Here is a 22,614-nt window from a genome sequence, read left to right as displayed (position 1 = left end):
TTTTAGAAAAGTTTTGTGATACAATATGATGTGAACTTTTGAGAAGAAATGGTGATTGAATATATGAAGTCTTTTATTTATACCCTCACACTGCCGGAATTGAAGCAGTGGATGGAAGAGAACGGTGAGAAATCGTTTCGCGCCGGTCAGGTGTTTGATTGGTTGTACGTCAAGCGAGTTGAATCGTTCCAAGATATGAGTAACTTGTCCAAGCCGCTGCGTGAGAAGCTCGCTGCAGCTTTCCGTATGGATGCGCTAAAAGAGATCACTCGTCAAGAATCACAGGATGGGACCATTAAGTTCTTGTTCTCGCTGCATGATGGTCATGCCATTGAAACGGTAATCATGCGCCATAAGTACGGTAACAGTATTTGTGTTACCACGCAGGTTGGCTGCCGTATTGGCTGTACATTCTGTGCCTCTACACTAGGCGGTCTTAAGCGCAACCTGGAGGCTGGTGAGATCGTAATGCAGGTATTGGCCGCACAGAAAGCGCTCGATGCACAAAACGAGCGGGCAAGTCATGTCGTTGTGATGGGAATTGGAGAGCCGTTTGAAAACTACGATGCACTTCTTTCCTTCCTGCGCATTATTAATGAAGATAAAGGGCTTAACATTGGTCAGCGGCACATTACCGTATCGACAAGCGGTATTATCCCAAATATTTACCGGTTTGCCGATGAGAAGATGCAGATCAATCTGGCCATTTCTCTTCATGCGCCGAATACAGCGATTCGCAGTCGCCTCATGCCGGTAAATCGTCGTTATCCGCTTGAGGAATTGATGGAAGCATGTCAATACTATATCAAGACAACAGGCCGCCGCCTAACGTTTGAATACGGGTTGTTCGGCTCGGTAAATGATCGGCCTGAGCATGCGGAAGAGCTGGCTGAGCTCCTTGCGGGTATGCTGTGCTATGTGAATCTGATTCCGGTGAACTATGTTCCGGAACGCGATTATGTACGTACATCACGCAATGATATTTTTGCATTTCAACGTATTTTGCAAGAGAAAGGAATCAATGCCACGATTCGGCGTGAACATGGCAGCGATATCGCTGCGGCCTGTGGACAACTACGGGCTCAGCATGCTAAACAGACGCAGGGGTGAGAAGAGAATGGAGTCAGCCATACAGACGCATATCGGTTGCGTAAGACAGACGAATGAGGATTCAGGACGGATTCAGCGATATAAGAATGGCTGGATTCTCGCGGTTGTCGCCGATGGTATGGGCGGACATCAGGCGGGAGACGTCGCGAGTCAGATGGCGGTCGATATTATTTGCGACTCGCTGAAGGAATTGACGGAGAATAGTACGCCAAATGAGCTGCAGCAGAGACTCAACGAAGCGATTCAATTGGCAAACGAGCAGATTCTAACGTATGCGCAGGAGCATGAAGAATGCCGCGGCATGGGAACGACCGTGGTGATCGCATTGATGAACAGCCAGCTTGGCGTGCTGGCTCATATTGGTGATAGCCGAATTTACCGCTACAGTGAAGGGATACTGCAGCAAATTACAAGTGACCATACCCTGGTAAATGAGCTGCTGCGCAGCCATCAGATTACAAAGGATGAAGCGGCCAATCATCCGCGCCGCAACATTCTAACGCGAGCGCTTGGTACCGATAAGAAGGTTAAGGCTGATTTTAGTGTCCTGCATTGGGAGAACGGTGACATGTTGATGCTTTGCTCTGATGGGCTCTCAGGTAAGATTGGTGGAGAAACAATGGAGACAGTGCTTGCGAACGGTTCCCTAAAAGAAATGGCGGACAATCTGATTGAACAAGCGTTAAAAGCAGGCGGAGAAGATAATATTACCGTCGTCCTGCTGCGTAATCATTCAGAGGTCGCAGAATGAAAGGGGGAGCCTGTATATGAAAGGAAAACGAATCGGCGGCCGCTATGATATCGAACAACCGATTGGGGAAGGCGGTATGGCCATCGTCTACAGTGCGAGAGATACACTGCTCAATCGTACGGTAGCTTTGAAAGTTTTGCGCTCCCAATTCGGCAATGATGATGATTTCGTAGCCCGCTTTCATAGAGAAGCACAGGCGGCGGCAAGCTTATCCCATCCGCATGTGGTCAACATTTACGATATTGGCCAGGAAGACGATATATATTATATTGTCATGGAATATGTGGAAGGGATGACGCTTAAGAAATATATTAACGAGCATGCCCCGCTTGATGTTGCAGAAGCGGTTGATATTGCAATTCAAATCTGTGATGCGCTTGATCATGCGCATCAAAATGAGTTGATTCACCGTGATATTAAGCCGCACAATATCTTAATTAATAAATTCGGCCGTATTAAGGTGACCGATTTTGGTATCGCTCGGGCTGTGTCGTCCGTTACGATTACACATACCGGCTCTGTGCTTGGTTCTGTACATTATTTTTCACCGGAACAGGCCAAAGGCATTGCGGCAGGGGCCAAGTCGGATTTGTATTCGCTCGGTGTCGTGCTGTATGAGATGCTAACCGGTGAGCTGCCGTTTTCCGGAGATTCACCGATTAGCGTTGCGCTAAAGCATCTGCAGGAATCATACGTAGCTCCGCGAAAAATCCGGCCGGACATCCCGCAGAGTGTAGAGAATGTCATCATTCGTGCAATGGCAAAAGAGCCAATGTATCGCTATGAATCAGCGCGCGAGATGCTAGAAGATTTACAGACGTGTCTTGCGCCAGAGCGCAAGAATGAGGCGGTCTATCTGCTGCCGGAGAGATACGGGAATGAAGAGGAAGACCCGGAAATTACGCGTGTCATTCCGGCCATTAAACCGGAGATGATGCGTAAGCGCACCTGGGATGAGGAAGAGGAACCTCCTGTCAAAACAAAGGAGCCGGCCGTAGCACAGGAGCATGCAGTCCGGAAGAAGGATGAGGCTCTCCCCGATGAGAAAGACGGGAAGCCGCTGCCATGGAAGAAGGCGGTAGGCTGGTCCGCAGGGATATTATTCTTCCTCATGTTGGTTGGTGCTACTGTCTTCTACAGCTTCTCTTTTCTGCGTGTACCTGATGTGACGGTACCGTCCGTACAGAATATGCCGCTTGAAGAGGCGCGTAAACAGTTAGAAGCATTGAAGCTGAAGCCAGCGATTCAGGAGCAGCATAATGATAAGGTAGCAGCCGGTCGGGTTATTAGGCAGGACCCGTCACCGAATATGCAAGTAAAAGAGAATTCGGAAGTCCAATTGATTGTCAGTCAGGGAAAACCGAAAATGACCATGCCGAATTTTGTTGGTCAAAATATTGATGATGTAGAAAGTCAAGTAAACGGAAAATATAAAGACTACAAGATTGATAAAGTCACAAGTGAAGACCAGCCGCCGGGTACGGTCCTTCAGCAGACACCACCAGCAGGCGAAGAAATTACCGCAGCAGATACTACGGTAACCCTTGTTGTAAGTGAAGGGCAGGAGAAGGTGACAGTGCCGAATCTCATAGGTTTGACAGAGGATGAGATGAAGGCGAAGATCGAAAGTCTGGGCTTGCGCTTGCAGCCTGAGAAGAAGTCGAGCTATGAACCGGAAGGCACGGTCATTGAGCAGTCATACAAGCCGGGCAACCAGCTTGAGAAAGGTACATGGATTCGTGTGACAGTCAGTACCGGACTTCCTCAGGAAGCACGACGGGTAATAGAGCCGGTCGAGGTCTATTTGAACTCGGGCGAGAAGGCTCATATCGAGATTAAAGTAACAGATGCCGCTGTGGAGAACAAAACAGTAGAGAATTATAGCATTACACAAAGTATGCAGTTTAAAGTTCCGGTTGTTCTGTCGCCTTCCAAAGACGCGTTGATTCAAGTATACCGTGATGGGCAGCTGGATCAGGAAAAGCAGGTTAAATACAGTGATTTTCAATAAAATTGGAGGGGTCTCATGCCGCAGGGCCGTATTGTAAAAGCATTGGCCGGCTACTATTATGTACAGGACGCAGATGTGCTCTGGCAGTGCCGGGCTCGGGGCGTATTTCGTAAAAGAGGGATTACGCCGCTGGTTGGAGATGAAGTGATATATGAAACGAACGGATCAGAAGGAACGGTAATGGAGGTGCTGCCACGGACGAGTGAACTCATTCGTCCGTCCATCGCCAATATTGATCAGGCCATTCTGGTCTTTTCACTTGCCGAGCCTGCTTTTAATCCGCAGCTGCTAGACAAGTTCCTCGTCCATACGGAGGCGGCCGGTGTCGATGCGGTCATTTGCTTGACTAAGGCCGATCTGCTTTCTGATAAGGAAGAGGTGGAGCGCATTCGAACGCGCTGTGAAGCCATCGGGTATCCGGTGATTATTACAAGTTCAAAAGGAAGAAGCGGTATTGAGGACATTCGGGCGCACCTTAGCGGACACTTATCCGTGTTTGCCGGCCAATCAGGTGTAGGCAAGTCATCGCTGCTCAATGCCTTATTTAGTGAACTGAATCTGGAAACTGCGCCAATTAGCCAGAAGCTCGGACGTGGGCGGCATACGACCAGGCATGTGGAGTTGATCCATCTTCCGGAAGGCGGTTGGGTAGCGGATACGCCGGGCTTTAGTTCGCTTGATTTTCAATCGATTGAAACGGATGAACTTGGGCTTTATTTCAAGGAGATGCGTGCTCTGCTTGGTCAATGCAAATTTCGTGGCTGTCAGCATGGTAATGAACCGGGCTGCGCGGTCCGTACAGCAGTCGAGACAAATGATATTTCACCGGGGCGTTATCAACATTATTTAGAGTTTTTGCAGGAGATTAAAGATAGAAAGCCGAGGTACTAAACGTATGGTTAAAATTGCACCTTCGATCCTTTCCGCCGATTTTTCCCGTCTAGGAGAAGAGATTAAAGAAGTGGAACAGGGCGGCGCAGATTGGATTCATGTGGACGTAATGGACGGGCATTTTGTGCCTAACTTAACGATCGGACCGCTGGTTGTCAATGCGATCCGTCCGCATACCAAACTTACGCTTGATGTTCACTTGATGATTGAGAATGCTGATCTGTATATTCCTGAATTCATAAAAAGCGGTGCTGATATAATTACGGTGCATCAGGAAGCTTGCGTGCATCTGCACCGCACGATTTATCATATTAAAGATCTGGGCGCAAAGGCGGCTGTATCGCTTAATCCGGCAACTCCGGTCACGACGCTAGCGCATGTGTTAGACGATATTGATATGGTTCTATTAATGTCGGTGAATCCAGGGTTTGGCGGCCAAAAATTCATCCCTGAGGTCGTGCGCAAAGTTCAGCAGCTTAGAGAAATGCTTGCTGAACGCGGACTTGTAGACAAAGTGGACATTCAGATTGATGGCGGTATTAATACGGAGACGGCGCCGCTTGTGGCAAAGGCTGGAGCTACATGTTTAGTGGCTGGTAACGCTGTATTTGGACAAGCGGATCGTGCTCGTGCGATCGATAATATTAAGCAGGCTTGTTTCGTATAGTCTGCATGTTACTTATCCCATGGTTTATGACCATGGGTTTTTTATTGCGCTTATTTCATATTTCAGGAAGGCCCGGCATATGTTAAAGCGAGCGAGAAGAAGTACGAAGCCGGTACACCTGCATATACTGAACTGTACCTGGATAAGGGAGGGGTCACGATGCGGTTTTATACTATTAAGCTGCCAAAATTTTTGGGAGGATTGATTCGCGCGATTCTCGGCGGGGGGAAGCGATGAGGAGGCGCAAAACGTAAAAAGCACCACAAAGCGGGTGCTTTTTTACGTATGGAAGCTGTATCTTTGCACAAAAAAGCGAAGCGGGATTTCCGCTTCGCTTTTTTGTTTTATTATGCGCGAGTAACCAAACCGGATTTGAGTGCTTTTGTGCTTACATATACGCGCTTCGGCTTTCCATCCACAAGGATACGTACTTTTTGTACGTTTACGCCCCAAGAACGTTTGTTTGCGCGGTTGGAGTGGCTGCGCTTATTGCCGGTTTTCGCCCGTTTGCCAGTTACATAACATACACGTGCCATTATATTCCACCTCCCTGAGATGCAGTCAAACAAAGTGACTCTCTTTACATACTCAAGTATGATATCATACGCTTATGGCAAAAGCAAGAGGTCTGTCAAGAATTTACCCTTTACATTGCGGAGAGATATCTTTCAAAACGAAATCCTTTATAGTAAAATGATGAAGAGTTTAGGCATCTACGGTTCGCAGCAAGGAAAAAGAGGAGGCAGGGAAATGAGCGTTCAAATTAGCACAGAACTCGGAAAGATCGAGATCGATACACAAGTTATCGCAACACTTGCCGGAGCGATTGCAATGGAATGCTACGGACTGGTGGGTATGTCCTCGCGCCGTACGATGAAAGACGGTATTGCAGACATTCTGCGCCGGGATAATTTGTCGCGCGGCGTAGAAGTGCGAGATGACAGCGGTCGAACCGTAATCGATCTGTATATTATTGTGAGTTACGGAACGAAAATCTCCGAGGTGGCGCATAGCGTGCAGGAACGCGTAAAATATGCCCTACATACAACGTTGGGGATGGCTGTTGATGAAGTTAATATATATGTGCAAGGTGTTCGTGGAGAAATGAGCTCCTAGAGGGTAAGGGAGGAAATCATACGTGAGAAAGAACATGTTGACAGGGTACGTCCTTCGTCAAATGTATAAAGCGGGCGCCGAGCGCCTGACGCAGCATGTGAAAAAGGTAGATGCGCTTAATGTATTCCCGGTGCCAGACGGCGATACCGGAACGAATATGAATTTAACATTTACATCCGGTGCAGCCGAACTTGAGAAAATGTCTGAACAAACGGTTGAGAAAGTATCTTCCGTATTTTCGCGTGGACTTCTAATGGGAGCACGCGGTAATTCCGGCGTTATTCTCTCTCAATTGTTCCGCGGCTTTGCTAAAGGCATGTCGGGCGCAGAGGAAGTAGACAGCCACCAGCTTGCCGAAGCATTTCAGCAAGGGGTGGAGATGGCATACAAGGCCGTAATGAAGCCGGTAGAAGGTACGATACTTACGGTAGCGCGTGAGGCAGCGGCTGCGGCACGGAAGGCGGCGCGCTCCGGTTCCATTGAGGATGTAATTGAGACATTAACAGCAGCAGCCCAGAGGGCGCTTGATAATACGCCAAATCAATTGCCTGTTCTTAAAGAAGTCGGCGTGGTTGATTCCGGGGGTCAGGGCCTCGTATATATTTATGAAGGATTTTTAACCGTTGTAAAAGACGGAGTCCTGTTCGCGGAACCCGAAGAGACTGAATCTTCCGCTGTTGTAGCAGGTGGGATGTCCATGTTCGGTGAAGAGCATGGGGATATACATCACATAATTAATCCTGCCGACATCCAATACGGATATTGTACCGAATTCATGGTTCATATCAAGCCTGATACAGCATTTACTGAAAATGCATTCAAAGAGCAGATCAGCGAATACGGTGATTCACTGCTCGTTGTCTCAGACGATGATTTGGTAAAGGTGCACATTCATGCTGAACATCCAGGAGATGTACTCTCGCTCGCTCAGCAATATGGTCTGCTTGATCGGATTAAGATCGAAAATATGCGTCTGCAGCATGAAGAAGTACTGCGCCGCCAAGAGGTAAGACAGGCGGCACAAGATCCGATCGCTCCTGTATCTACACCAAATGATACGCCGGTGGAAGCGGAAGCTGCACAGCCAAAGCGGAAGCCATATGCGATCATTGCGGTAGCTAGTGGAAGCGGTATCGTCGAGATTTTTAAAAGTCTTGGTGTTGATACGGTGATTGAGGGCGGCCAGACGATGAATCCAAGTACGGAGCAGTTCGTTCACGCCATCAATGAAGTACATGCGGAACGAGTGATTATTCTGCCGAACAATAAGAACATTATTATGGCTGCGCAGCAGGCCTGCGAGCTAGCAGAGATTCCGGCCGCTGTTGTCCCATCGAAGAGCGTGCCGCAAGGGATGTCTTCGATGTTAGCATTCTCGGCGGACGAGTCGCTAGAGCAGAATACCGAGCGAATGAGTGAAGCGCTTGCGTATGTGAAGACGGGTCTTGTTACGTATGCGATACGGGCTACAACCATAAATGAGCTTACGATTAAAGAAGGGGATTTCATCGGCATTTTTGATGGAACGATTGTTACTTCCGGGCAGGACCCATATGAGACGGCTACACAGCTTATTGCAGAGATGGCTGATGATGAGGATGGACTGATCACGCTGATTTATGGTGCGGATGTAGAGGAAGCGGCCATGGATGAGCTGGAGAAGCAACTGCAGTCCTCGTATAAAGATTTTGAAATAGAAATACATGATGGAGGGCAGCCGCTCTATTCATTTATCGTCGCAGTCGAATAAACCATAGATACGGGAAGGGGACGCGTCTTCGTTATGAAACTATACATCGTAACTGACAGTACCGCTGACATTCCAAAAGAGCTGGCATCTGAGCTGGATATTCATGTTGTTCCATTAAAAGTGCATATTGAAGATCACACCTACTTAGATGGTGTAACACTGACGGCAGGAGAGTTCTATGAAAAGCTTGAGCGTGCAGACAAGCTGCCGCGTACGTCTCAGCCGGCGCCTGCCGACTTTGTTGAGATGTATGAATCACTGGCCGCATCCGAAGAAGAGGTGCAGATTATTTCGATTCATCTATCGAGCGCACTGAGCGGCACCTATCAGACGGCCAATCTGGCAAAAGACATGGTGCAGGAAAAAGTCAATGTGCATGTAATTGACAGCCGAACGGCATCGTATGCGTTGGGTGCGATTGTTGTAGCTGTTGCGCGTGCCATACGTGAAGGCAAGAGCCTGCAGCAGTGTTTGGACTTAGCGCAGCGAATGATTGCCAATCATAAAGTGTTTTTTGTTATGGATACGCTCATGTATTTACAGAAAGGCGGGCGTATTGGTAAAGCATCTGCGGTGCTAGGTTCGCTGCTTAATGTCAAACCGATCCTTACGTTTGATGAAAGCGGAGAGGTAGCATCGGTAGAGAAGATACGTGGCAAGAAAAAAGCTGTCGGACGCATTCTTGAACTGGCCAAGGAATTTGCTGCAGGCTCTTCGGTTATTGCCGCATCTGTCTATACGACCAGTCTTGAAGAGGCGGAAGCGCTGAAGCTTAGAATCACTGAAGAGTTCAATGTCACAGAAGAAGTGATGATTGCTCAGTTAGGCCCGGTAATTGGTACGTATGGCGGGCCGGGACTTCTGGCTATAACACTATATAAAGTGTGATTGTGATACAATAAATCCGAAGCTGCATTCCTATTTCGATTAAGAGATAGGAATGTTTTATTTAGTAAGGAGACGAGAGCAGTGAACAACCCATTGAACCAACCTATAACTGCGATCAAAGGAATTGGAGATGAGCGAGCGCAAGATCTGGCAACGCTTGATCTTTACACCGTACAGGATTTGCTTGAACATTTTCCCTATCGTTATGAGGATTATCGAGTAAGAGACATAAGCGAAGCGGAGGATGGTGAGAAGATCACCATCACCGGAACGATATACGGAGAGCCACTTGTGCGTTTTTACGGGAAAAGTAAATCCCGTATTACCGTTAAAGTTGTTGTGGATCGGGTCGTGGTTACCGCAATCTGGTTTAACCGCCATTTTTTAAAGCAGCAGCTGCGAACCGGCCGCGAGATTATGCTATCAGGAAAATTTGAACAGGCACGTCTGCAAATTACGGTTAGTGAGCATCATTTTCTTGATACGGGAAAGAAGACTCCGCAAGAGGGCTCCATTCAGCCTGTATATTCGACAAATGCTAACATTCAGCTCAAACAGATGCGCCGCTGGATTACCGAAGCGCTCCGAGAATATGGCGATGCGATTGAAGAGATTCTGCCGCCGGACCTTATGCAAAAATACAAGCTTGCACCCCGGGCGGAAGCCATACGCAACATTCACTTTCCTGAGAGTATTCAAGCAGGTAAGCATGGCCGTCGCCGTCTGGCCTTTGAAGAGCTATTTTTATTTCAACTGAAAATGACCGCGTACCATGCAATGAATCGCCGGGCAAGTGATGGAATGGCACAGCCGATCCTGCTTGATGATGTGCGTACTTTTATCAGGGGTCTGCCTTTTCCGCTAACCGGTGCACAAAAACGTGTTGTTGCAGAGATTCTTGATGATATGCAGGCCAGATACCGGATGAACCGTCTATTGCAGGGAGACGTAGGATCAGGTAAAACCGTTGTAGCTGCCATTGCATTGTATGCAACGATTACGGCGGGGTATCAAGGGGCGCTCATGGTTCCCACAGAAATTCTGGCTGAGCAGCACTTTGAGACTCTTCAGGAGTTACTTGCTCCACATAGGATTGAGGTTGCACTGCTGTCAGGGAGCGCTACAATACGTAAGCGCCGCGATATTTTGGCGGGTCTTCAATCGGGTATGATTCATGTTGTGGTAGGAACGCATGCCCTTATTCAGGACGATGTATATTTTCGTGATCTGGGCTTGGTTATTACCGATGAGCAGCATCGATTCGGGGTGGAGCAGCGCCGTGTGCTGCGTGAGAAGGGGCTGCATCCTGATGTATTATTCATGACGGCAACACCGATTCCGCGCACGCTGTCGATTACAGCCTTCGGTGATATGGACGTATCAACAATCGATGAGCTGCCTGCCGGACGCAAGCCGGTGGAGACATATTGGGTCAAGCATGACATGATGGAGCGCATTCTCGCGTTCATGCACAAGGAGATCAGCAAGGGAAGACAAGTCTATGTCATCTCGCCGCTGATTGAGGAATCAGAGAAGCTTGATTTGCAGAATGCAATGGACGTACACGCCCAGCTAAGTCACCATTTTGCAGGGAAGTATAAGGTAGGACTGATGCACGGCCGCCTGCCGGCGAAAGAAAAAGAGGATGTCATGCAGCGGTTTAGCAAAGGCGAGATTCATGTGCTTGTATCTACGACAGTTGTAGAGGTCGGTGTGAACGTGCCAAATGCCTCGTTAATGGTTATCTATGATGCGGAACGTTTCGGGCTTGCCCAGCTTCACCAGCTGCGTGGACGTGTGGGCCGTGGTGCGGAGCAGTCGTATTGTATTCTGATTGCAGATCCAAAGTCAGAGATTGGCAAAGAGCGGATGCGGATTATGACGGAGACAAATGATGGCTTTGAAGTGGCGCAACGAGATTTGGAGCTGCGTGGTCCGGGCGATTTCTTCGGTACAAAGCAGAGCGGTCTGCCTGAATTTAGAGTGGCTGATATCGTGCAGGATTATCGGATGCTTGAAGTAGCACGCCAAGAGGCGGCCGATCTTGTCGGCCGTCCGGCGTTTTGGGTCAGCCCGGAATACAGTCCGCTTCGCCGCTTTTTAAAGCGGGATGAATATTTTCTAGACAGAATCAAGGACTAGGGTTCATCATGGACAGACTCTCTATCTTCTTCGGGGTCGTCGGTATGGTGAGACCAGCGCGGTGAATGCTCAAGGCGATGGCCGATACGAAGTACGGCGTACATTAAAAACATGGCAAAGGCAGTCATACCGTAATAGCCTGCACCAATCGCAATACCGATTCCTCCCGAGAAGAATACCATGGCTGCTGAAGTAAGACCTTTTACGGAACGCCCGCGCTGAATGATGAGTCCAGCTCCGAGAAAGCCAAGGCCTGAGACGACCTGAGCGGCTAAGCGCATCGGATCCATCATGGTGTGGCCCACGACAGAATATCTCTCCACCGTATGGATGGAAACGAGGGTTAAAAGCGTGGATGCTACAGTGACGAACGTATATGTTTTAATGCCTGCGGGCTTAGAGCGGCTGGTCCGTTCAAGCCCGATGAAAAAGCCGAAAACGGCACTTAACGTAAGACGCAAGTACATTTCCCAATGCTCGAATACAAGCACGGCGCGAAGAATAGGCTCGATGAAATCCTTCAATGCTCTCCCACCTCTTTCTTTATCTGTAGTGTTTTTTATCTTATCACTATATTCTATGAGCAGAAAAGATAAAAAAAACCGCCCGGCAACGGGCCGGACGGGCATGCCAGACGTTTTGCGCCTGACCTGCATAATGGGAGAGGAGAAACCGGAGGAAGAGCTTATGGGGAAACGTAAGTCTTCTCCGCGGTTGTCGGCAACACGGATCATCCGTGCTGCTACTATTATTTTGGTCGTGCACCGTCCATAATATACATGCGGATGTAAGAAAGCGTTCTAATTATTTACCAGAATATTTGTTTATGTTATACTAACGACGTTTAAAAATGGAACACACTGGAGTGGAAGCAATGCGAGTGGTAGCTGGTACAAAAAAAGGGCATCCTTTGCAGGCAGTTCCCGGCAAGGGAACAAGACCGACAGTAGATAAAGTAAAGGAGTCCATTTTTAATGTGATCGGCCCGTACTTTGATGGTGGGATCATTCTAGATTTGTATGCAGGCACAGGCGGCCTTGGTATTGAAGCGTTAAGCCGCGGTGCAGAGAAATGCATCTTTGTCGATGCGAATCGCAAGGCGGTTAGTATCGTATCAGCCAATCTGGATACAACGGGATTGCGTGCGCAGGCCGAGGTATATCGTAATGATGCGAATCGAGCGCTGAATGCGCTGAAAAAGCGGGAGATGACATTCGATATCGTATTCCTAGACCCTCCGTATGCGGAGCAAAAAATTGAAAGTCAGATCGCTATTATGGTAGATCACGGCTTGCTTGCGCCCGATGCGATGATCGTGGCAGAACATGATGAGAAAGACGAGCTGCGGGAGCGTATCGAAAGCGTAGTGAAAATAAGGGAGATTACGTACGGTCAAACGACAATCACTGTATATAAAAATGAGAGGTAGATAAGAAGGAGGAGAGTCATTGAGTATTGCAGTTTGCCCGGGCAGCTTTGACCCGGTTACATACGGACATCTTGATATTATCCAGCGCGGAGCTAAAGTGTTCGATAAAGTCATCGTAGCGGTGCTGATCAACCGGAACAAAACAAATCCTGTCTTCTCTGTTGAAGAGCGTTTGGCGCTTTTGCGAGAAGTGACCAAGGATATGCCAAATGTTGAGGTGGATACATTTAATGGCCTGCTTGTAAATTACATGCATGAGAAAGGCGCAAAAGCCCTCATTAAAGGTCTGCGCGCCATATCGGACTTCGAATATGAGATGCAGATGGCATCCATCAACCGACTATTGGATAACAGGATCGAAACATTTTTTATGATGACAAATAACCAGTACTCCTTCTTAAGTTCAAGCATCGTAAAAGAGATTGGTAAATATGGTGCTGATGTCAGCAGCCTGGTGCCGCCTGTGGTAGAAAAAGCGCTGCGTGAGAAGTTTCAAGAACCCCGATAGGTCGGGGTTTTTTCGATGGTTATTTTTTTGTAAGCCAGGAGCCGATCCGCACCGATATCATAGTGAATAGGAGCAGGGTGAGGCATACTAGAAGTGATTGTGTTTGAAAGGAAGAAGGCGAAAGAGTCCAAAGTGAATCTCTGGCCGGGTCAAAAGAGGGGAGCCAGACGGGCATTGCTCCCTGGGCGCTCTGCTGCAATCGACCGTATATGTACATGCCGACCGTGTATGTAAACAGAAAGGAAAGCGCAGCATGGCAAAGACGGGCGATGAGAAACGGACGATACCGTATGTCCGTTTCCGCAAGCATACTTGCTACCTGTGCATGTACAGACAATCCCCCCCAGGCAAGTATGGCACTTGCAATTGCCATAACGAATGCCGGTGACAGGGAGGCAAAAATCTCGCTTGTCTGCTTGGCGCCAAGCGTTACCTCGAATAATCCATAGATCAGTGCCTGAGCAGCCTCAAGAGGATAGCCAAACAAAGCAAGAACATGACCCAATAATACAGACAGAAGCGCGATGATTTTAAGTTTAGCGAACAAATCTAATAATACGGAAAAGAAAAGGATAAAGCCGCCAAGAAGCAGTTGTGTTTGCAGCGAGGTTGATACCGCATCACCCATAAGCTTGCCGAAAGCCCGCCCGTCCCGCAGGCGTGCTCGATGCATTGCCGTTAATGCCCGAAGCAATACCGGTTTTGATGTATCTGGCTTATAAGGGGTGCGTGCTCCTCTTCGATCATGCCGCGCCATAATCAATCCTACAAGCACAGCGGTCACATAGTGGGCAATAAGAAGAACGAGCCCAACCTTTGCGCTATGAAAGAATCCGATCGCAACAGCGCCGGTAATAAAGACAGGGTCCGCCGTCGTAGTATAAGATACAAGACGTTCTCCTTCGGCGCGTGAGATGAGATTTTGTTCACGCAGCCGAACAGTGAGTTTGGCTGCGATTGGATAGCCGGAGGAGAATCCCATTGTCCAAACAAAGGAACCGTGTCCCGGAACATTAAAAACCGGACGCATAAACGGTTCAAGCAGCACTCCCATAAAATGGGCTAACCCTAAGCCGAGTAGAATTTCTGATGTAATAAAAAACGGAAGTAGTGCGGGAAATACGACGTCCCACCAGATTTTTAACCCGCGCAGAGCAGCTAGAAAGGATGTTTCAGGAAACGCAAGCAGGCTTGCTGCTAAAATGAATGAGCATATACCAAAGAGAGCGGTCGTAACATATGGTTTTAGGGAACGCATGGACATTTCTCCTTATTCTCGTATGAAGGGCTGCTGATCGTGCAGGACAGACCTATTGTTATATGTACGGAACACGAAAGAAAAATAGACCATGCGATACAGGTCTTGTGCAAGTAAGAAAAATTGGAGGGAGCAATATGCCAGCCATAGGTTTGGCTTTAGGGGCGGGCGGCGCGCGCGGCTTCGCACATATTGGTGTACTTGAAGTTCTTGAGGAACATGGGATTGTTCCGGTGTATTTATCAGGCAGCAGCATGGGCAGTCTCGTAGCATCGTTATATGCTTCCGGATTTACCCCGCAGATGATGGAGAAGCTTGCGGTTCATCTAAAGCGCAAGCATTGGCTGGATTTTTGTGTGCCGGGTATGGGGTTTGTTACAGGCGAGAAGTTACGTCATCTGGTCAAATTACTGACCCGAGGGAAGAACATTGAAGAATTGGAACGCCCGCTGTCGATCGTTGCAACAGATCTTGTATCGGGCGAGAGAGTTATATTCACAGAAGGACCTGTATACGAAGCTGTGCGGGCAAGTGTATCCATTCCAGGGATTTTTGTACCGCATAAATTGGGTACTAGATTACTTGTAGACGGTGGTGTAGTGGATCGCGTACCGATAGAGATGGTGCGTACGATGGGATCTGAATTAACGATCGGGGTTGATGTATCCCTTGCTCCTTCAAATAGCCCTGTCCGGACATTTTTTGATGTTATTTTTCAAACGATTGATGTAATGGAGCGGGAGATTTTTCTTCACCGGACGGTGCATGCAGATATTATGGTTCGGCCCGATGTCGGGCGGTTTAGTTCAACATCATTTACAAACATTGATGAAATTATTGAAGAAGGAAGAAAAGCGGCCCGAGTGATGGTGCCGTATATCCAAGAGAAGATTGAAGAATGGAGGAACCGCGCATGAGTCTGCGCCAGCGTTTTTTGAGAGGGCGTTTTGCCCCGTTTATTTTTGCTGTATTGGCGGCGGCTGTTGTACTCGCTGTAGCTTTTTATCCTACAAGTTATTATATTATACGGCCGGGCTCGGCCATTGAACTTGCGCCGATGGTGACGGTAGAAGGCGGACAGAAGGATGAACAGGGCGTTTTGATGCTGACTACCGTGCGAATGGCGAAGGCTAATGTACTGGGATATTTGTACGCAAAAGCCGATCCGTATTCCGAATTGATGGAAGAAGCCAAGGTTCACAGCCCTCACGAAACGGACGAGCAGTATAACCTGCGTGAGCTGCAGGAGATGAAGAATTCGCAGGAAAATGCAATGATCGCCGCTTTTCGCCAGGCGGGATTGCCTGTGAAAGTGACCGAGAAAGGGGCGAACGTCATTTTCTTCGTGCCGAATATGCCGGCAGAGAAGCACGTAAAGATTGGTGATGTTATTACAAAAGTGGATGATAAGCCAATCAAAAATGCACCGGAGCTGTTAGCAGCGCTAAAGGGACGTAAAGCCGGTGAGACAGTCAAGCTTACATTCACCCGAGATGGACAGAGCAAGAGTGCGGTAATAAAGCTACAGGCATTTCCAAAAGCACCGGGTGAGAAGGAGGCGCGCGCAGGGATTGGCATTGCTTATCCGAATCCGGACGGACCGGTTACACAACGGGAGGTGGAGTTGCCAAGAAAAGTGGAGATCAAATCCGAGAAGATTGGTGGGCCATCTGCTGGCCTGATGTTTACTTTAGAAATCCTAAATCAGATCACACCTGGTGATTTGACGAAAGGGTACCGTATTGCAGGCACGGGAACGATCAATGCGTCAGGCAAGGTAGGACCGATTGGCGGTGTGGAGCATAAAGTGCGCGCTGCGGACAAGGCGGGAGCGGATATATTCTTCGCCCCCGATAATCCGATTCCACAAGGAAGCAAACAGCGCTCTAACTATGCGGCCGCAAAAGCCGAGGCAGAGAAGCTTAATGCCAAGGTGAAGATTGTACCGGTGCGCACCCTTGACGATGCAATGAAATACTTAGCAAGTCTTCCGCCAAAAGGCGGGAAACAGTGAGCAATTAATCAGGTTCAACACGCAGCGGGGCTTGCCAGTACTCCCGCTGCATTTCTTTTTGCCGGATAACCGTATCCATTCCCATCGCATATAGTGTGCTTGCCTGGACATCAAGCGCAAGCATCGCATGCTTTTCTTTGCCGATACGGGTAATAACCGGCAGCGTGCTTGTCTTCTTCATGCGTTTGAGCAGCGTTTGTCCGGCAGAGGTAAAGCCGAGTACACGAAGATAAGCAGGGCCTTGCTTGGGTGCGGCCGCCTCCATCTTACCGCGTGTCAGATTGAGCATACTATATAGAAGCAGTCGTTGAAGTCGTGTCCAGGTATACCGCTTTGTTTTTACAGATTCCATTAGCTCCCGAAAGGAAGCGGCATATGGAAGCGACTGAAGGATGCGATGCTCTACCCCTTCGTTCATCTCGTGGATATGTGTCAACTCTTCTGGCCAATGTGTGAGAAGCTGATGTTGAAGATACGGATAAAAACAGTCCCAATCAATAGGAAAGCGGCCCGCTGTTTTCTCTGTATGCAGAACATCAAGCGTACTTTGCGGCACATAGGCCTCAATGGAAGAGAAATGCACACTGCTTTGTTCACGAATGATTTTGCGCAGAGCGGTAGCGCTGGCAATATGCTGGTCTGTAACATGTTCTTGGTGATAGCCGGCTTTTTGGCGCTTGATGGTAGCCGGCTTCATGGGACTTTGCAGGCGATGAAGTGCAAGACAGTAATGTAAGCCAAGAATGTTATTGGGTTGCTGAGTCTGATCGAACGGCGTATCCGTTGCTATTTCGGGTAATAGGGAGGTAAGAGCGCGTCCATAGGCGGACGGGTAGCTAAGACCCTGAGCCAGTCCGCTCTGCAGCACTTCTTTAAAGGAGACGGGCTCTTTGACAAGCAGCGCGGCCAATTTATCCAACCAGGTAATGTCTCCGCTTTCGGAGCCGAAGCACACCTCATCCACTACGCCGGTGGCATGCAGCGTAGCAATCGCTCCAAAGGCAAATTGCTCTGCATTTTGTGTCGCATAGACGAAAGGCAGCTCAAGCACAAGATCGACGCCTGCACGCAGTGCCATCTCGGTACGCGCCCACTTAGTCACGATGGCCGGTTCGCCTCGCTGCAAGAAGTTACCGCTCATTATTGCGATAACGGTATCTGCGCCTGTTTTGTTTTTGGACTCCGCTATATGATACGCGTGTCCGTTATGTAGAGGGTTATATTCCACAACAATGCCGGTTGTTTTCATTGTTTTCTTCCTTTGATCATGTTTTTTCCATGATACCATGCAGGGAACGGAGGAAGGAAGCGGATGACACATCGTCAGACTGAATAAGGTGTCAAGATTCTTCCCTTGACATATTGCTTTAGGAAACGTATAATAATTTTTGTTGCTTGAAATGAGGTGGCATCATTATGAAATTGAAAAAAAACCAGCTGCTTCAACTACGGGGCGGCAAGTTCCCAATTGATGAAGCTGTAGAATTGAACCTTAAGCGGAAGCATCAGCAAATCGCTGAAGTGAAGCCGGCTCATTTTATTGGAGAGGCCTATGCGACATCTGGTCTATTCATTGTCGAAGGTCGTGTTACCGGTGAATTGACGATGGAATGTGCTCGCTGTCTGGTAAAGTTTCCGTATCATTATAATGTGGCAATCAAGGAAACGTTTATGGATGAGAATCAGATCGAGTTCGAAGTGGACGAAGAGATGGAAATTCATCCGCTTGAAGATGATGAGATTGATGTGATACCGTACCTAGAAGCGGCTGTATTGCTGTCAATTCCGCATACGGTTGTATGCAGTGAAGAGTGTAAGGGGCTATGTCCGGAATGCGGAACGAATCGCAATGAGAAAAACTGCGGTTGTGTTGTAGAACGCATTGATCCAAGACTGGCCGTGCTAGGTGAACTTTTTGGAAAGCAAGACAAATAAAAGCTTTTCATTTGTTTGAAAATCAGGTATGATGATTGTTGTGTTTTGATGGATAACTTGTCCCATCAAATAGATGCTTTGATTGTAATCTTGTGAAGGGGGTGGGATAGATGGCAGTACCTCAAAGACGGACGTCGAAAACTCGTAAAAATAAGCGTCGTACTCACTTCAAACTGGAAGTGCCGGGCATGGTAAAATGCCCTGAGTGTGGCGAAATGAAGCTGGCTCACCGCGTATGCAAAAGCTGCGGCTCATACAAAGGAAACCAGGTTGTAAATAACGCGTAATCTCAAGCACCAGGAGACGGAATGGCGATATCCATTCCGTCTCTTTTTGCGTTTTAAAAAAGAAAAATACCTGTATATTTACACAGTGTATGTGCTAAGGGAAAGCGCTTTTTCTGTCTAATCTAATCGAATGTTGACTAGTTTTCTGCGTGAGCAGGAGTTTATTTTTCTTAGGCGAAAATAAATGACAAAAATAAAGAAAAGAACGTTGTTATTTTGATTTTTTTTTTATATACTGCTATTAGTAGCTGGTAATAAGAACGGCTGAGTATGCGGAGAGACTATAGGTGGTGAAGGAGGATGGCCCGCCTCGCGAAAAAAGATCGCCAGGAAGCATTGCATAGCTTGCTTGTGGTAAGCCCGTTCTATACGGACGAAGAGATTGCCGCACATTTTGGGGTCAGCATCCAGACCATTCGCCTTGACCGGATGGAACTCGGAATTCCGGAGGTCCGCGAGCGAATCAAGAATATGGCGAAGAAGTCATTGGATGAAGTGAAATCCCTTCCGCTCGAAGAGATGGTTGGGGAATTGCTTGATATCGAATTAGACTATTCGGGAATTTCTTTACTTGAGATTACCGAGGAACACATTTTTTCCCGAACGCAGATTGCCCGCGGGCATCATATATTCGCCCAGGCCAATTCGCTGGCTGTTGCAGTCATTGACGCGGATGTCGTGCTGACGGCCGCGGCGCGAATCCGGTATGTACGCCCTGTTCGCCTCGGCGAGAAGCTGGTAGCGAAAGCAGCCGTACGTGAGACAGAAGGTGATCAGAGCAAAGTACGAGTGGAGACCCGCGTGAAGGATGAGCTTGTATTCAGCGGCACATTCAGGGTATTCCGCATGAGAGACTTTGACGCGCAGACCGGCCGCAAACAGGAGGAAGTATGATTATTGCAATAGATGCGATGGGGGGAGATTTTGCTCCCGCCTCGAATGTAGAAGGAGCCATAGAAGCAGCACGTGCGATGCCGGATATTCGCCTTGTGCTTGTTGGTGACGAAGCGAAGCTGACACCGTTGCTTGCACAGGCTCCGAATAATATTGAGATTAGACATGCAGCAGAGAAGATCGAAGCCGATGAAGAACCGGTGAGAGCGGTGCGCCGTAAGCGGGACTCTTCGATGGTAGTAGGCGTAACGATGGTGCAGAATAAAGAAGCCGATGCGATTATTTCTGCCGGGAACACAGGCGCCTTTATGACATCGGCGCTGTTGATTACCGGCCGCATTAAAGGCATCGATCGTCCGGCGCTTAGCCCGACTGTACCGACAATTGATTCCTCCGGCGTGATGATTCTTGATGCCGGAGCGAATATGGATGCGCACCCGAAGCATTTGCTGCAATATGCGATTATGGGCAGCATCTATGCGGAGAAGGTAATGGGGGTTGAGAAGCCTCGCATCGGTTTGTTGAATGTTGGTACAGAAGCGAGAAAAGGAAACGATTTAACGAAAGAAGCCTACGGACTCTTAAAAGAGAGCTCACTGAACTTTGTTGGCAACGTAGAGGCGCGGGATATTATGGAACACATCTGCGATATTGTAGTGTGTGACGGGTTTTCCGGCAACATTCTATTGAAGACAATGGAAGGCATGGCTAAGACGTTAATGTCAGTAATGAAGGAAGAGTTTACGCGCACGATCACAGGCCAATTGGGAGCCATGATGCTGCGTCCTGGTCTTAAAAGAGTTAAAATGCAGATGGATTATGCGGAATATGGCGGTGCGTTACTGATGGGCGTGCAAGGAACATGTATCAAAGCGCATGGTTCTTCTAATCCCCGTGCGATTTACACTGCCATTAAACAAGCAAGAAAGTTTGTCGAACACGACGTAAACAGCCTTATTGCAAGAGAAATTCAAGGGGAAAGCGGGGATTACCATGTTTAAGATGGACCGGGCTGTTGGCATTCTAGCGACTGGACGCTATTTGCCTGAAAAGGTGCTTACGAACGCCGATTTAGAGAAGATAGTCGAGACGACGGACGAATGGATTGTTACACGTACGGGCATCAAAGAACGAAGAATCGCAAGAGACAATGAAACCTCTTCCGATATGGCAACAGCCGCTGCACAGCAGGCGCTTGATAAAGCCGGTATTTCAGCCGAACAGGTGGATTTGATTATCGTTGCTACGGTAACACCGGATATGTTTTTCCCATCTACCGCCTGTCTTGTCCAGGAGAAGCTAGGGGCAAAACGTGCAGCTGCTTTTGATTTATCGGCTGCTTGCTCTGGTTTTTTATATGGAACATCGGTGGCTGCGCAGTTTGTTGCAAGCGGCATGTATCGGTATGTAGTGGTGGTTGGAGTCGAGTCACTCTCTAAGATCGTAGATTGGTCTGACCGCAGTACATGCGTATTGTTCGGTGACGGGGCGGGAGCTGCGGTCATTGGCCCGGTAGAAGATGGGATGGGCTTTCTCTCCTTTGAGCTTGGTGCGGATGGTGGCGGTGCAGAATTGCTTAAACTTGAAGCGGGCGGCTCTAGAATTCCTGTACCGAAGATTGAACCGGGACGTAAGGAGAATTACATACACATGGCGGGTGGCGAGGTGTTTAAATTCGCGGTACGCGCGATGAATACAGCTTCGGACCAGGCACTAGAACAAGCGGGGATTACAAAAGAAGATGTAGACTTTCTTGTTCCCCATCAAGCGAATCTGCGCATTATTGATTCAGCCGTAAAACGCCTTGGATTGGCGTACGATAAAGTGGTAGTGAATTTAAACCGTTATGGCAATATGTCATCGGCGTCCATTCCCGTTGCACTTGATGAGGCTGTCAGCGAAGGTCGAATTAAAGAAGGCGATACTCTTGTACTTGTCGGATTCGGCGGCGGTCTAACGTGGGGCGCATCGGTAATTAAATGGTCGACCAAGGAGAAAAAGGAGGGGAAATAATGGGCAAGGTTGCGTTCATTTTTCCCGGACAGGGATCACAATATGTCGGCATGGGGGCCGACTTGTATGAAAAAGAAGCGGCGGCAAAAGCCGTGTTCGATCAAGCGGATCAGGCACTTGGATTTTCACTCTCTGCCTTATGTTTCAAGGGGCCGGAGGACGATCTTCGCTTAACAGCCAACACACAACCGGCGATTCTGACAGCGAGTACAGCCGTGCTTGCTGTGGTAAAAGAAAAGCTAAATGTGACGCCAGACTACGTGGCAGGCCACAGTCTAGGTGAATATTCAGCACTGGTAGCTGCTGAAGCCCTTTCATTTGCAGACGCGGTACAAATTGTGCGTGCGCGCGGTGAGTATATGGAAGAGGCGGTACCGGCAGGACAGGGTGCAATGTCGGCTGTTATGGGGATGGATCGGGAAGCGCTTGCTGAGGTATGTCGCAAGGTTACAGAGGCAGGAAACCCGGTACAGCTTGCCAACTTGAATAGTCCTGGTCAAATCGTTATCTCTGGCAGTGCACAAGGCGTTGCACAGGCGGGAGATGAGGCGAAGGCCGGCGGTGCAAAACGGGTCATTCCACTCAATGTAAGCGGTCCGTTCCATTCAATGTTGATGGAGCCAGCAGCGAAGAAGCTGTCTAATACGCTTGCCAGCTATGAAATTCAGGATGCTCAGATAGCGGTTGTAGCGAACGTATCGGCACACACTGTCCAAGCCAAGGAAGATATGAAAGAAGCATTAATTCAACAAGTCGCATCGCCTGTTCTTTGGGAGGACAGCGTTCGCTTCATGCTAGAAGCCGGTGTAGACCTGTTTATTGAAATCGGCCCGGGAACGGTTTTATCTGGTCTGGTAAAAAAGCTTGATCGAAAAGTTAAAACGATTGCCATTCAAGATATACCGACGCTTGAAAAAGCAATGGAGCAGCTTGCGGAGCAGGAATAAGGG

25 protein-coding genes are annotated in these 22,614 nt (G+C 48.5%); 21 read left to right on the top strand and 4 right to left on the bottom strand.

Annotated elements, in window-relative coordinates; translation table 11 throughout:
• Positions 1-63: 63 nt before the first annotated feature.
• The 6 genes from rlmN to spoVM all read left to right on the top strand — a co-directional run bounded on the left by rlmN (position 64) and on the right by spoVM (position 5,667).
• Positions 64-1,110, top strand: a complete 1,047-nt coding sequence (rlmN, locus tag AB3351_RS10005) for a 23S rRNA (adenine(2503)-C(2))-methyltransferase RlmN (RefSeq protein WP_371146997.1) — start codon at positions 64-66, stop codon at positions 1,108-1,110.
• Complete coding sequence (locus AB3351_RS10000; protein ID WP_371146996.1) at positions 1,022-1,861, top strand: Stp1/IreP family PP2C-type Ser/Thr phosphatase; 840 nt, start codon at positions 1,022-1,024, stop codon at positions 1,859-1,861. Before rlmN ends, AB3351_RS10000 begins: the two co-directional genes overlap by 89 nt.
• A gap of 16 nt (positions 1,862-1,877) precedes the next feature.
• On the top strand, positions 1,878-3,872 hold the full coding sequence (pknB, locus tag AB3351_RS09995) for a Stk1 family PASTA domain-containing Ser/Thr kinase (RefSeq protein WP_371146995.1): 1,995 nt from the start codon (positions 1,878-1,880) through the stop codon (positions 3,870-3,872).
• A gap of 15 nt (positions 3,873-3,887) precedes the next feature.
• A complete protein-coding gene (rsgA, locus tag AB3351_RS09990) occupies positions 3,888-4,763 on the top strand; it encodes a ribosome small subunit-dependent GTPase A (RefSeq protein ID WP_371146994.1) in 876 nt (291 codons plus the stop codon).
• A 4-nt stretch (positions 4,764-4,767) separates the two neighbouring features.
• Positions 4,768-5,430 carry a ribulose-phosphate 3-epimerase gene (gene rpe / locus AB3351_RS09985; RefSeq protein WP_371146993.1) on the top strand — a complete coding sequence of 221 codons (663 nt, stop codon included), beginning with the start codon at positions 4,768-4,770 and terminating at the stop codon, positions 5,428-5,430.
• A 159-nt stretch (positions 5,431-5,589) separates the two neighbouring features.
• Positions 5,590-5,667: a stage V sporulation protein SpoVM gene (gene spoVM / locus AB3351_RS09980; RefSeq protein ID WP_139188865.1), complete on the top strand. Its 78-nt coding sequence runs from the start codon at positions 5,590-5,592 to the stop codon at positions 5,665-5,667.
• 110 nt (positions 5,668-5,777) lie between these two features.
• On the opposite strand, the gene rpmB is transcribed toward spoVM, so the two are convergent.
• Positions 5,778-5,966 (bottom strand): 50S ribosomal protein L28, encoded by a 189-nt coding sequence (rpmB, locus tag AB3351_RS09975; protein WP_206246756.1) that lies wholly within the window; start codon positions 5,964-5,966, stop codon positions 5,778-5,780.
• Positions 5,967-6,180: 214 nt separating this feature from the next.
• Here rpmB and AB3351_RS09970 point away from each other — a divergent pair, with 214 nt between their 5' ends.
• The 4 genes from AB3351_RS09970 to recG all read left to right on the top strand — a co-directional run bounded on the left by AB3351_RS09970 (position 6,181) and on the right by recG (position 11,326).
• Entirely contained in the window at positions 6,181-6,546 is a 366-nt protein-coding gene (locus tag AB3351_RS09970; protein ID WP_371146992.1) for an Asp23/Gls24 family envelope stress response protein, read from the top strand.
• 34 nt (positions 6,547-6,580) lie between these two features.
• Positions 6,581-8,296, top strand: a complete 1,716-nt coding sequence (locus tag AB3351_RS09965; RefSeq protein ID WP_371147161.1) for a DAK2 domain-containing protein — start codon at positions 6,581-6,583, stop codon at positions 8,294-8,296.
• A gap of 33 nt (positions 8,297-8,329) precedes the next feature.
• On the top strand, positions 8,330-9,184 hold the full coding sequence (locus tag AB3351_RS09960; RefSeq protein WP_371146991.1) for a DegV family protein: 855 nt from the start codon (positions 8,330-8,332) through the stop codon (positions 9,182-9,184).
• An 81-nt stretch (positions 9,185-9,265) separates the two neighbouring features.
• Positions 9,266-11,326, top strand: a complete 2,061-nt coding sequence (recG, locus tag AB3351_RS09955) for an ATP-dependent DNA helicase RecG (protein ID WP_371146990.1) — start codon at positions 9,266-9,268, stop codon at positions 11,324-11,326.
• Here the strand turns inward: recG and AB3351_RS09950 are convergent.
• A complete protein-coding gene (locus AB3351_RS09950) occupies positions 11,323-11,850 on the bottom strand; it encodes an MgtC/SapB family protein (protein WP_371146989.1) in 528 nt (175 codons plus the stop codon). The two genes, recG and AB3351_RS09950, sit on opposite strands and share 4 nt — an antisense overlap.
• 103 nt (positions 11,851-11,953) lie before the next feature.
• Here AB3351_RS09950 and AB3351_RS09945 point away from each other — a divergent pair, with 103 nt between their 5' ends.
• From AB3351_RS09945 to coaD, 3 genes are all read left to right on the top strand, one after another.
• Positions 11,954-12,100, top strand: a complete 147-nt coding sequence (locus AB3351_RS09945; protein ID WP_373270232.1) for a hypothetical protein — start codon at positions 11,954-11,956, stop codon at positions 12,098-12,100.
• A 100-nt stretch (positions 12,101-12,200) separates the two neighbouring features.
• Positions 12,201-12,755: a 16S rRNA (guanine(966)-N(2))-methyltransferase RsmD gene (rsmD, locus tag AB3351_RS09940; RefSeq protein ID WP_371146988.1), complete on the top strand. Its 555-nt coding sequence runs from the start codon at positions 12,201-12,203 to the stop codon at positions 12,753-12,755.
• Positions 12,756-12,774: 19 nt separating this feature from the next.
• Positions 12,775-13,263, top strand: coding sequence for a pantetheine-phosphate adenylyltransferase (coaD, locus tag AB3351_RS09935; RefSeq protein ID WP_371146987.1), 489 nt, complete (start codon positions 12,775-12,777; stop codon positions 13,261-13,263).
• A gap of 19 nt (positions 13,264-13,282) precedes the next feature.
• On the opposite strand, the gene ylbJ is transcribed toward coaD, so the two are convergent.
• Positions 13,283-14,521 carry a sporulation integral membrane protein YlbJ gene (ylbJ, locus tag AB3351_RS09930; RefSeq protein WP_371146986.1) on the bottom strand — a complete coding sequence of 413 codons (1,239 nt, stop codon included), beginning with the start codon at positions 14,519-14,521 and terminating at the stop codon, positions 13,283-13,285.
• Positions 14,522-14,658: 137 nt separating this feature from the next.
• Between ylbJ and AB3351_RS09925 the strand changes: the two genes are divergently transcribed.
• Positions 14,659-15,438 carry a patatin-like phospholipase family protein gene (locus tag AB3351_RS09925; RefSeq protein ID WP_371146985.1) on the top strand — a complete coding sequence of 260 codons (780 nt, stop codon included), beginning with the start codon at positions 14,659-14,661 and terminating at the stop codon, positions 15,436-15,438.
• Positions 15,420-16,535: a SepM family pheromone-processing serine protease gene (locus AB3351_RS09920; RefSeq protein WP_371146984.1), complete on the top strand. Its 1,116-nt coding sequence runs from the start codon at positions 15,420-15,422 to the stop codon at positions 16,533-16,535. The genes AB3351_RS09925 and AB3351_RS09920 overlap by 19 nt, the downstream gene beginning before the upstream one ends.
• Before the next feature lie 4 nt (positions 16,536-16,539).
• Here the strand turns inward: AB3351_RS09920 and AB3351_RS09915 are convergent, their stop codons facing one another.
• Positions 16,540-17,784, bottom strand: a complete 1,245-nt coding sequence (locus tag AB3351_RS09915; RefSeq protein WP_371146983.1) for a nucleotidyltransferase — start codon at positions 17,782-17,784, stop codon at positions 16,540-16,542.
• 167 nt (positions 17,785-17,951) lie between these two features.
• Between AB3351_RS09915 and AB3351_RS09910 the strand changes: the two genes are divergently transcribed.
• The 6 genes from AB3351_RS09910 (at position 17,952) to fabD (ending at position 22,611) form a co-directional block, all read left to right on the top strand.
• Positions 17,952-18,470, top strand: a complete 519-nt coding sequence (locus tag AB3351_RS09910) for a YceD family protein (RefSeq protein WP_371146982.1) — start codon at positions 17,952-17,954, stop codon at positions 18,468-18,470.
• Between the two features lie 110 nt (positions 18,471-18,580).
• Complete coding sequence (gene rpmF / locus AB3351_RS09905; protein WP_206246745.1) at positions 18,581-18,757, top strand: 50S ribosomal protein L32; 177 nt, start codon at positions 18,581-18,583, stop codon at positions 18,755-18,757.
• 300 nt (positions 18,758-19,057) lie between these two features.
• Positions 19,058-19,651, top strand: coding sequence for a transcription factor FapR (gene fapR / locus AB3351_RS09900; RefSeq protein WP_371146981.1), 594 nt, complete (start codon positions 19,058-19,060; stop codon positions 19,649-19,651).
• Entirely contained in the window at positions 19,648-20,652 is a 1,005-nt protein-coding gene (plsX, locus tag AB3351_RS09895) for a phosphate acyltransferase PlsX (RefSeq protein ID WP_371146980.1), read from the top strand. The genes fapR and plsX overlap by 4 nt, the downstream gene beginning before the upstream one ends.
• Positions 20,645-21,664 (top strand): beta-ketoacyl-ACP synthase III, encoded by a 1,020-nt coding sequence (locus AB3351_RS09890; protein WP_371146979.1) that lies wholly within the window; start codon positions 20,645-20,647, stop codon positions 21,662-21,664. The genes plsX and AB3351_RS09890 overlap by 8 nt, the downstream gene beginning before the upstream one ends.
• A complete protein-coding gene (fabD, locus tag AB3351_RS09885; protein WP_371146978.1) occupies positions 21,664-22,611 on the top strand; it encodes an ACP S-malonyltransferase in 948 nt (315 codons plus the stop codon). Before AB3351_RS09890 ends, fabD begins: the two co-directional genes overlap by 1 nt.
• The last annotated feature ends 3 nt before the right edge of the window (positions 22,612-22,614 follow it).

It is taken from the genome of Aneurinibacillus sp. REN35 (assembly GCF_041379945.2).
Classification (GTDB): domain Bacteria; phylum Bacillota; class Bacilli; order Aneurinibacillales; family Aneurinibacillaceae; genus Aneurinibacillus.
The sequence above is the reverse complement of the archived record's forward strand: the minus strand, read 5'-3'. Positions and strand labels throughout refer to the sequence as shown.

Excerpts from the sequence above, each read along its gene's own strand:
- pknB (WP_371146995.1), top strand. The coding sequence starts at position 1,878 with ATGAAAGGAAAACGAATCGGCGGCCGCTATGATATCGAACAACCGATT.
- AB3351_RS09945 (WP_373270232.1), top strand. The coding sequence starts at position 11,954 with ATGCCAGACGTTTTGCGCCTGACCTGCATAATGGGAGAGGAGAAACCG.
- AB3351_RS09915 (WP_371146983.1), bottom strand. The coding sequence starts at position 17,784 with ATGAAAACAACCGGCATTGTTGTGGAATATAACCCTCTACATAACGGA.
- AB3351_RS09910 (WP_371146982.1), top strand. The coding sequence starts at position 17,952 with ATGAAATTGAAAAAAAACCAGCTGCTTCAACTACGGGGCGGCAAGTTC.
- AB3351_RS09960 (WP_371146991.1), top strand. The coding sequence starts at position 8,330 with ATGAAACTATACATCGTAACTGACAGTACCGCTGACATTCCAAAAGAG.
- spoVM (WP_139188865.1), top strand. The coding sequence starts at position 5,590 with ATGCGGTTTTATACTATTAAGCTGCCAAAATTTTTGGGAGGATTGATT.
- fabD (WP_371146978.1), top strand. The coding sequence starts at position 21,664 with ATGGGCAAGGTTGCGTTCATTTTTCCCGGACAGGGATCACAATATGTC.
- AB3351_RS09920 (WP_371146984.1), top strand. The coding sequence starts at position 15,420 with ATGGAGGAACCGCGCATGAGTCTGCGCCAGCGTTTTTTGAGAGGGCGT.
- rsgA (WP_371146994.1), top strand. The coding sequence starts at position 3,888 with ATGCCGCAGGGCCGTATTGTAAAAGCATTGGCCGGCTACTATTATGTA.
- plsX (WP_371146980.1), top strand. The coding sequence starts at position 19,648 with ATGATTATTGCAATAGATGCGATGGGGGGAGATTTTGCTCCCGCCTCG.
- AB3351_RS09925 (WP_371146985.1), top strand. The coding sequence starts at position 14,659 with ATGCCAGCCATAGGTTTGGCTTTAGGGGCGGGCGGCGCGCGCGGCTTC.
- rpe (WP_371146993.1), top strand. The coding sequence starts at position 4,768 with ATGGTTAAAATTGCACCTTCGATCCTTTCCGCCGATTTTTCCCGTCTA.
- rpmF (WP_206246745.1), top strand. The coding sequence starts at position 18,581 with ATGGCAGTACCTCAAAGACGGACGTCGAAAACTCGTAAAAATAAGCGT.
- AB3351_RS09890 (WP_371146979.1), top strand. The coding sequence starts at position 20,645 with ATGTTTAAGATGGACCGGGCTGTTGGCATTCTAGCGACTGGACGCTAT.
- AB3351_RS09965 (WP_371147161.1), top strand. The coding sequence starts at position 6,581 with ATGTTGACAGGGTACGTCCTTCGTCAAATGTATAAAGCGGGCGCCGAG.
- rlmN (WP_371146997.1), top strand. The coding sequence starts at position 64 with ATGAAGTCTTTTATTTATACCCTCACACTGCCGGAATTGAAGCAGTGG.
- fapR (WP_371146981.1), top strand. The coding sequence starts at position 19,058 with ATGGCCCGCCTCGCGAAAAAAGATCGCCAGGAAGCATTGCATAGCTTG.
- AB3351_RS09970 (WP_371146992.1), top strand. The coding sequence starts at position 6,181 with ATGAGCGTTCAAATTAGCACAGAACTCGGAAAGATCGAGATCGATACA.
- rpmB (WP_206246756.1), bottom strand. The coding sequence starts at position 5,966 with ATGGCACGTGTATGTTATGTAACTGGCAAACGGGCGAAAACCGGCAAT.
- ylbJ (WP_371146986.1), bottom strand. The coding sequence starts at position 14,521 with ATGCGTTCCCTAAAACCATATGTTACGACCGCTCTCTTTGGTATATGC.
- rsmD (WP_371146988.1), top strand. The coding sequence starts at position 12,201 with ATGCGAGTGGTAGCTGGTACAAAAAAAGGGCATCCTTTGCAGGCAGTT.
- AB3351_RS10000 (WP_371146996.1), top strand. The coding sequence starts at position 1,022 with ATGCCACGATTCGGCGTGAACATGGCAGCGATATCGCTGCGGCCTGTG.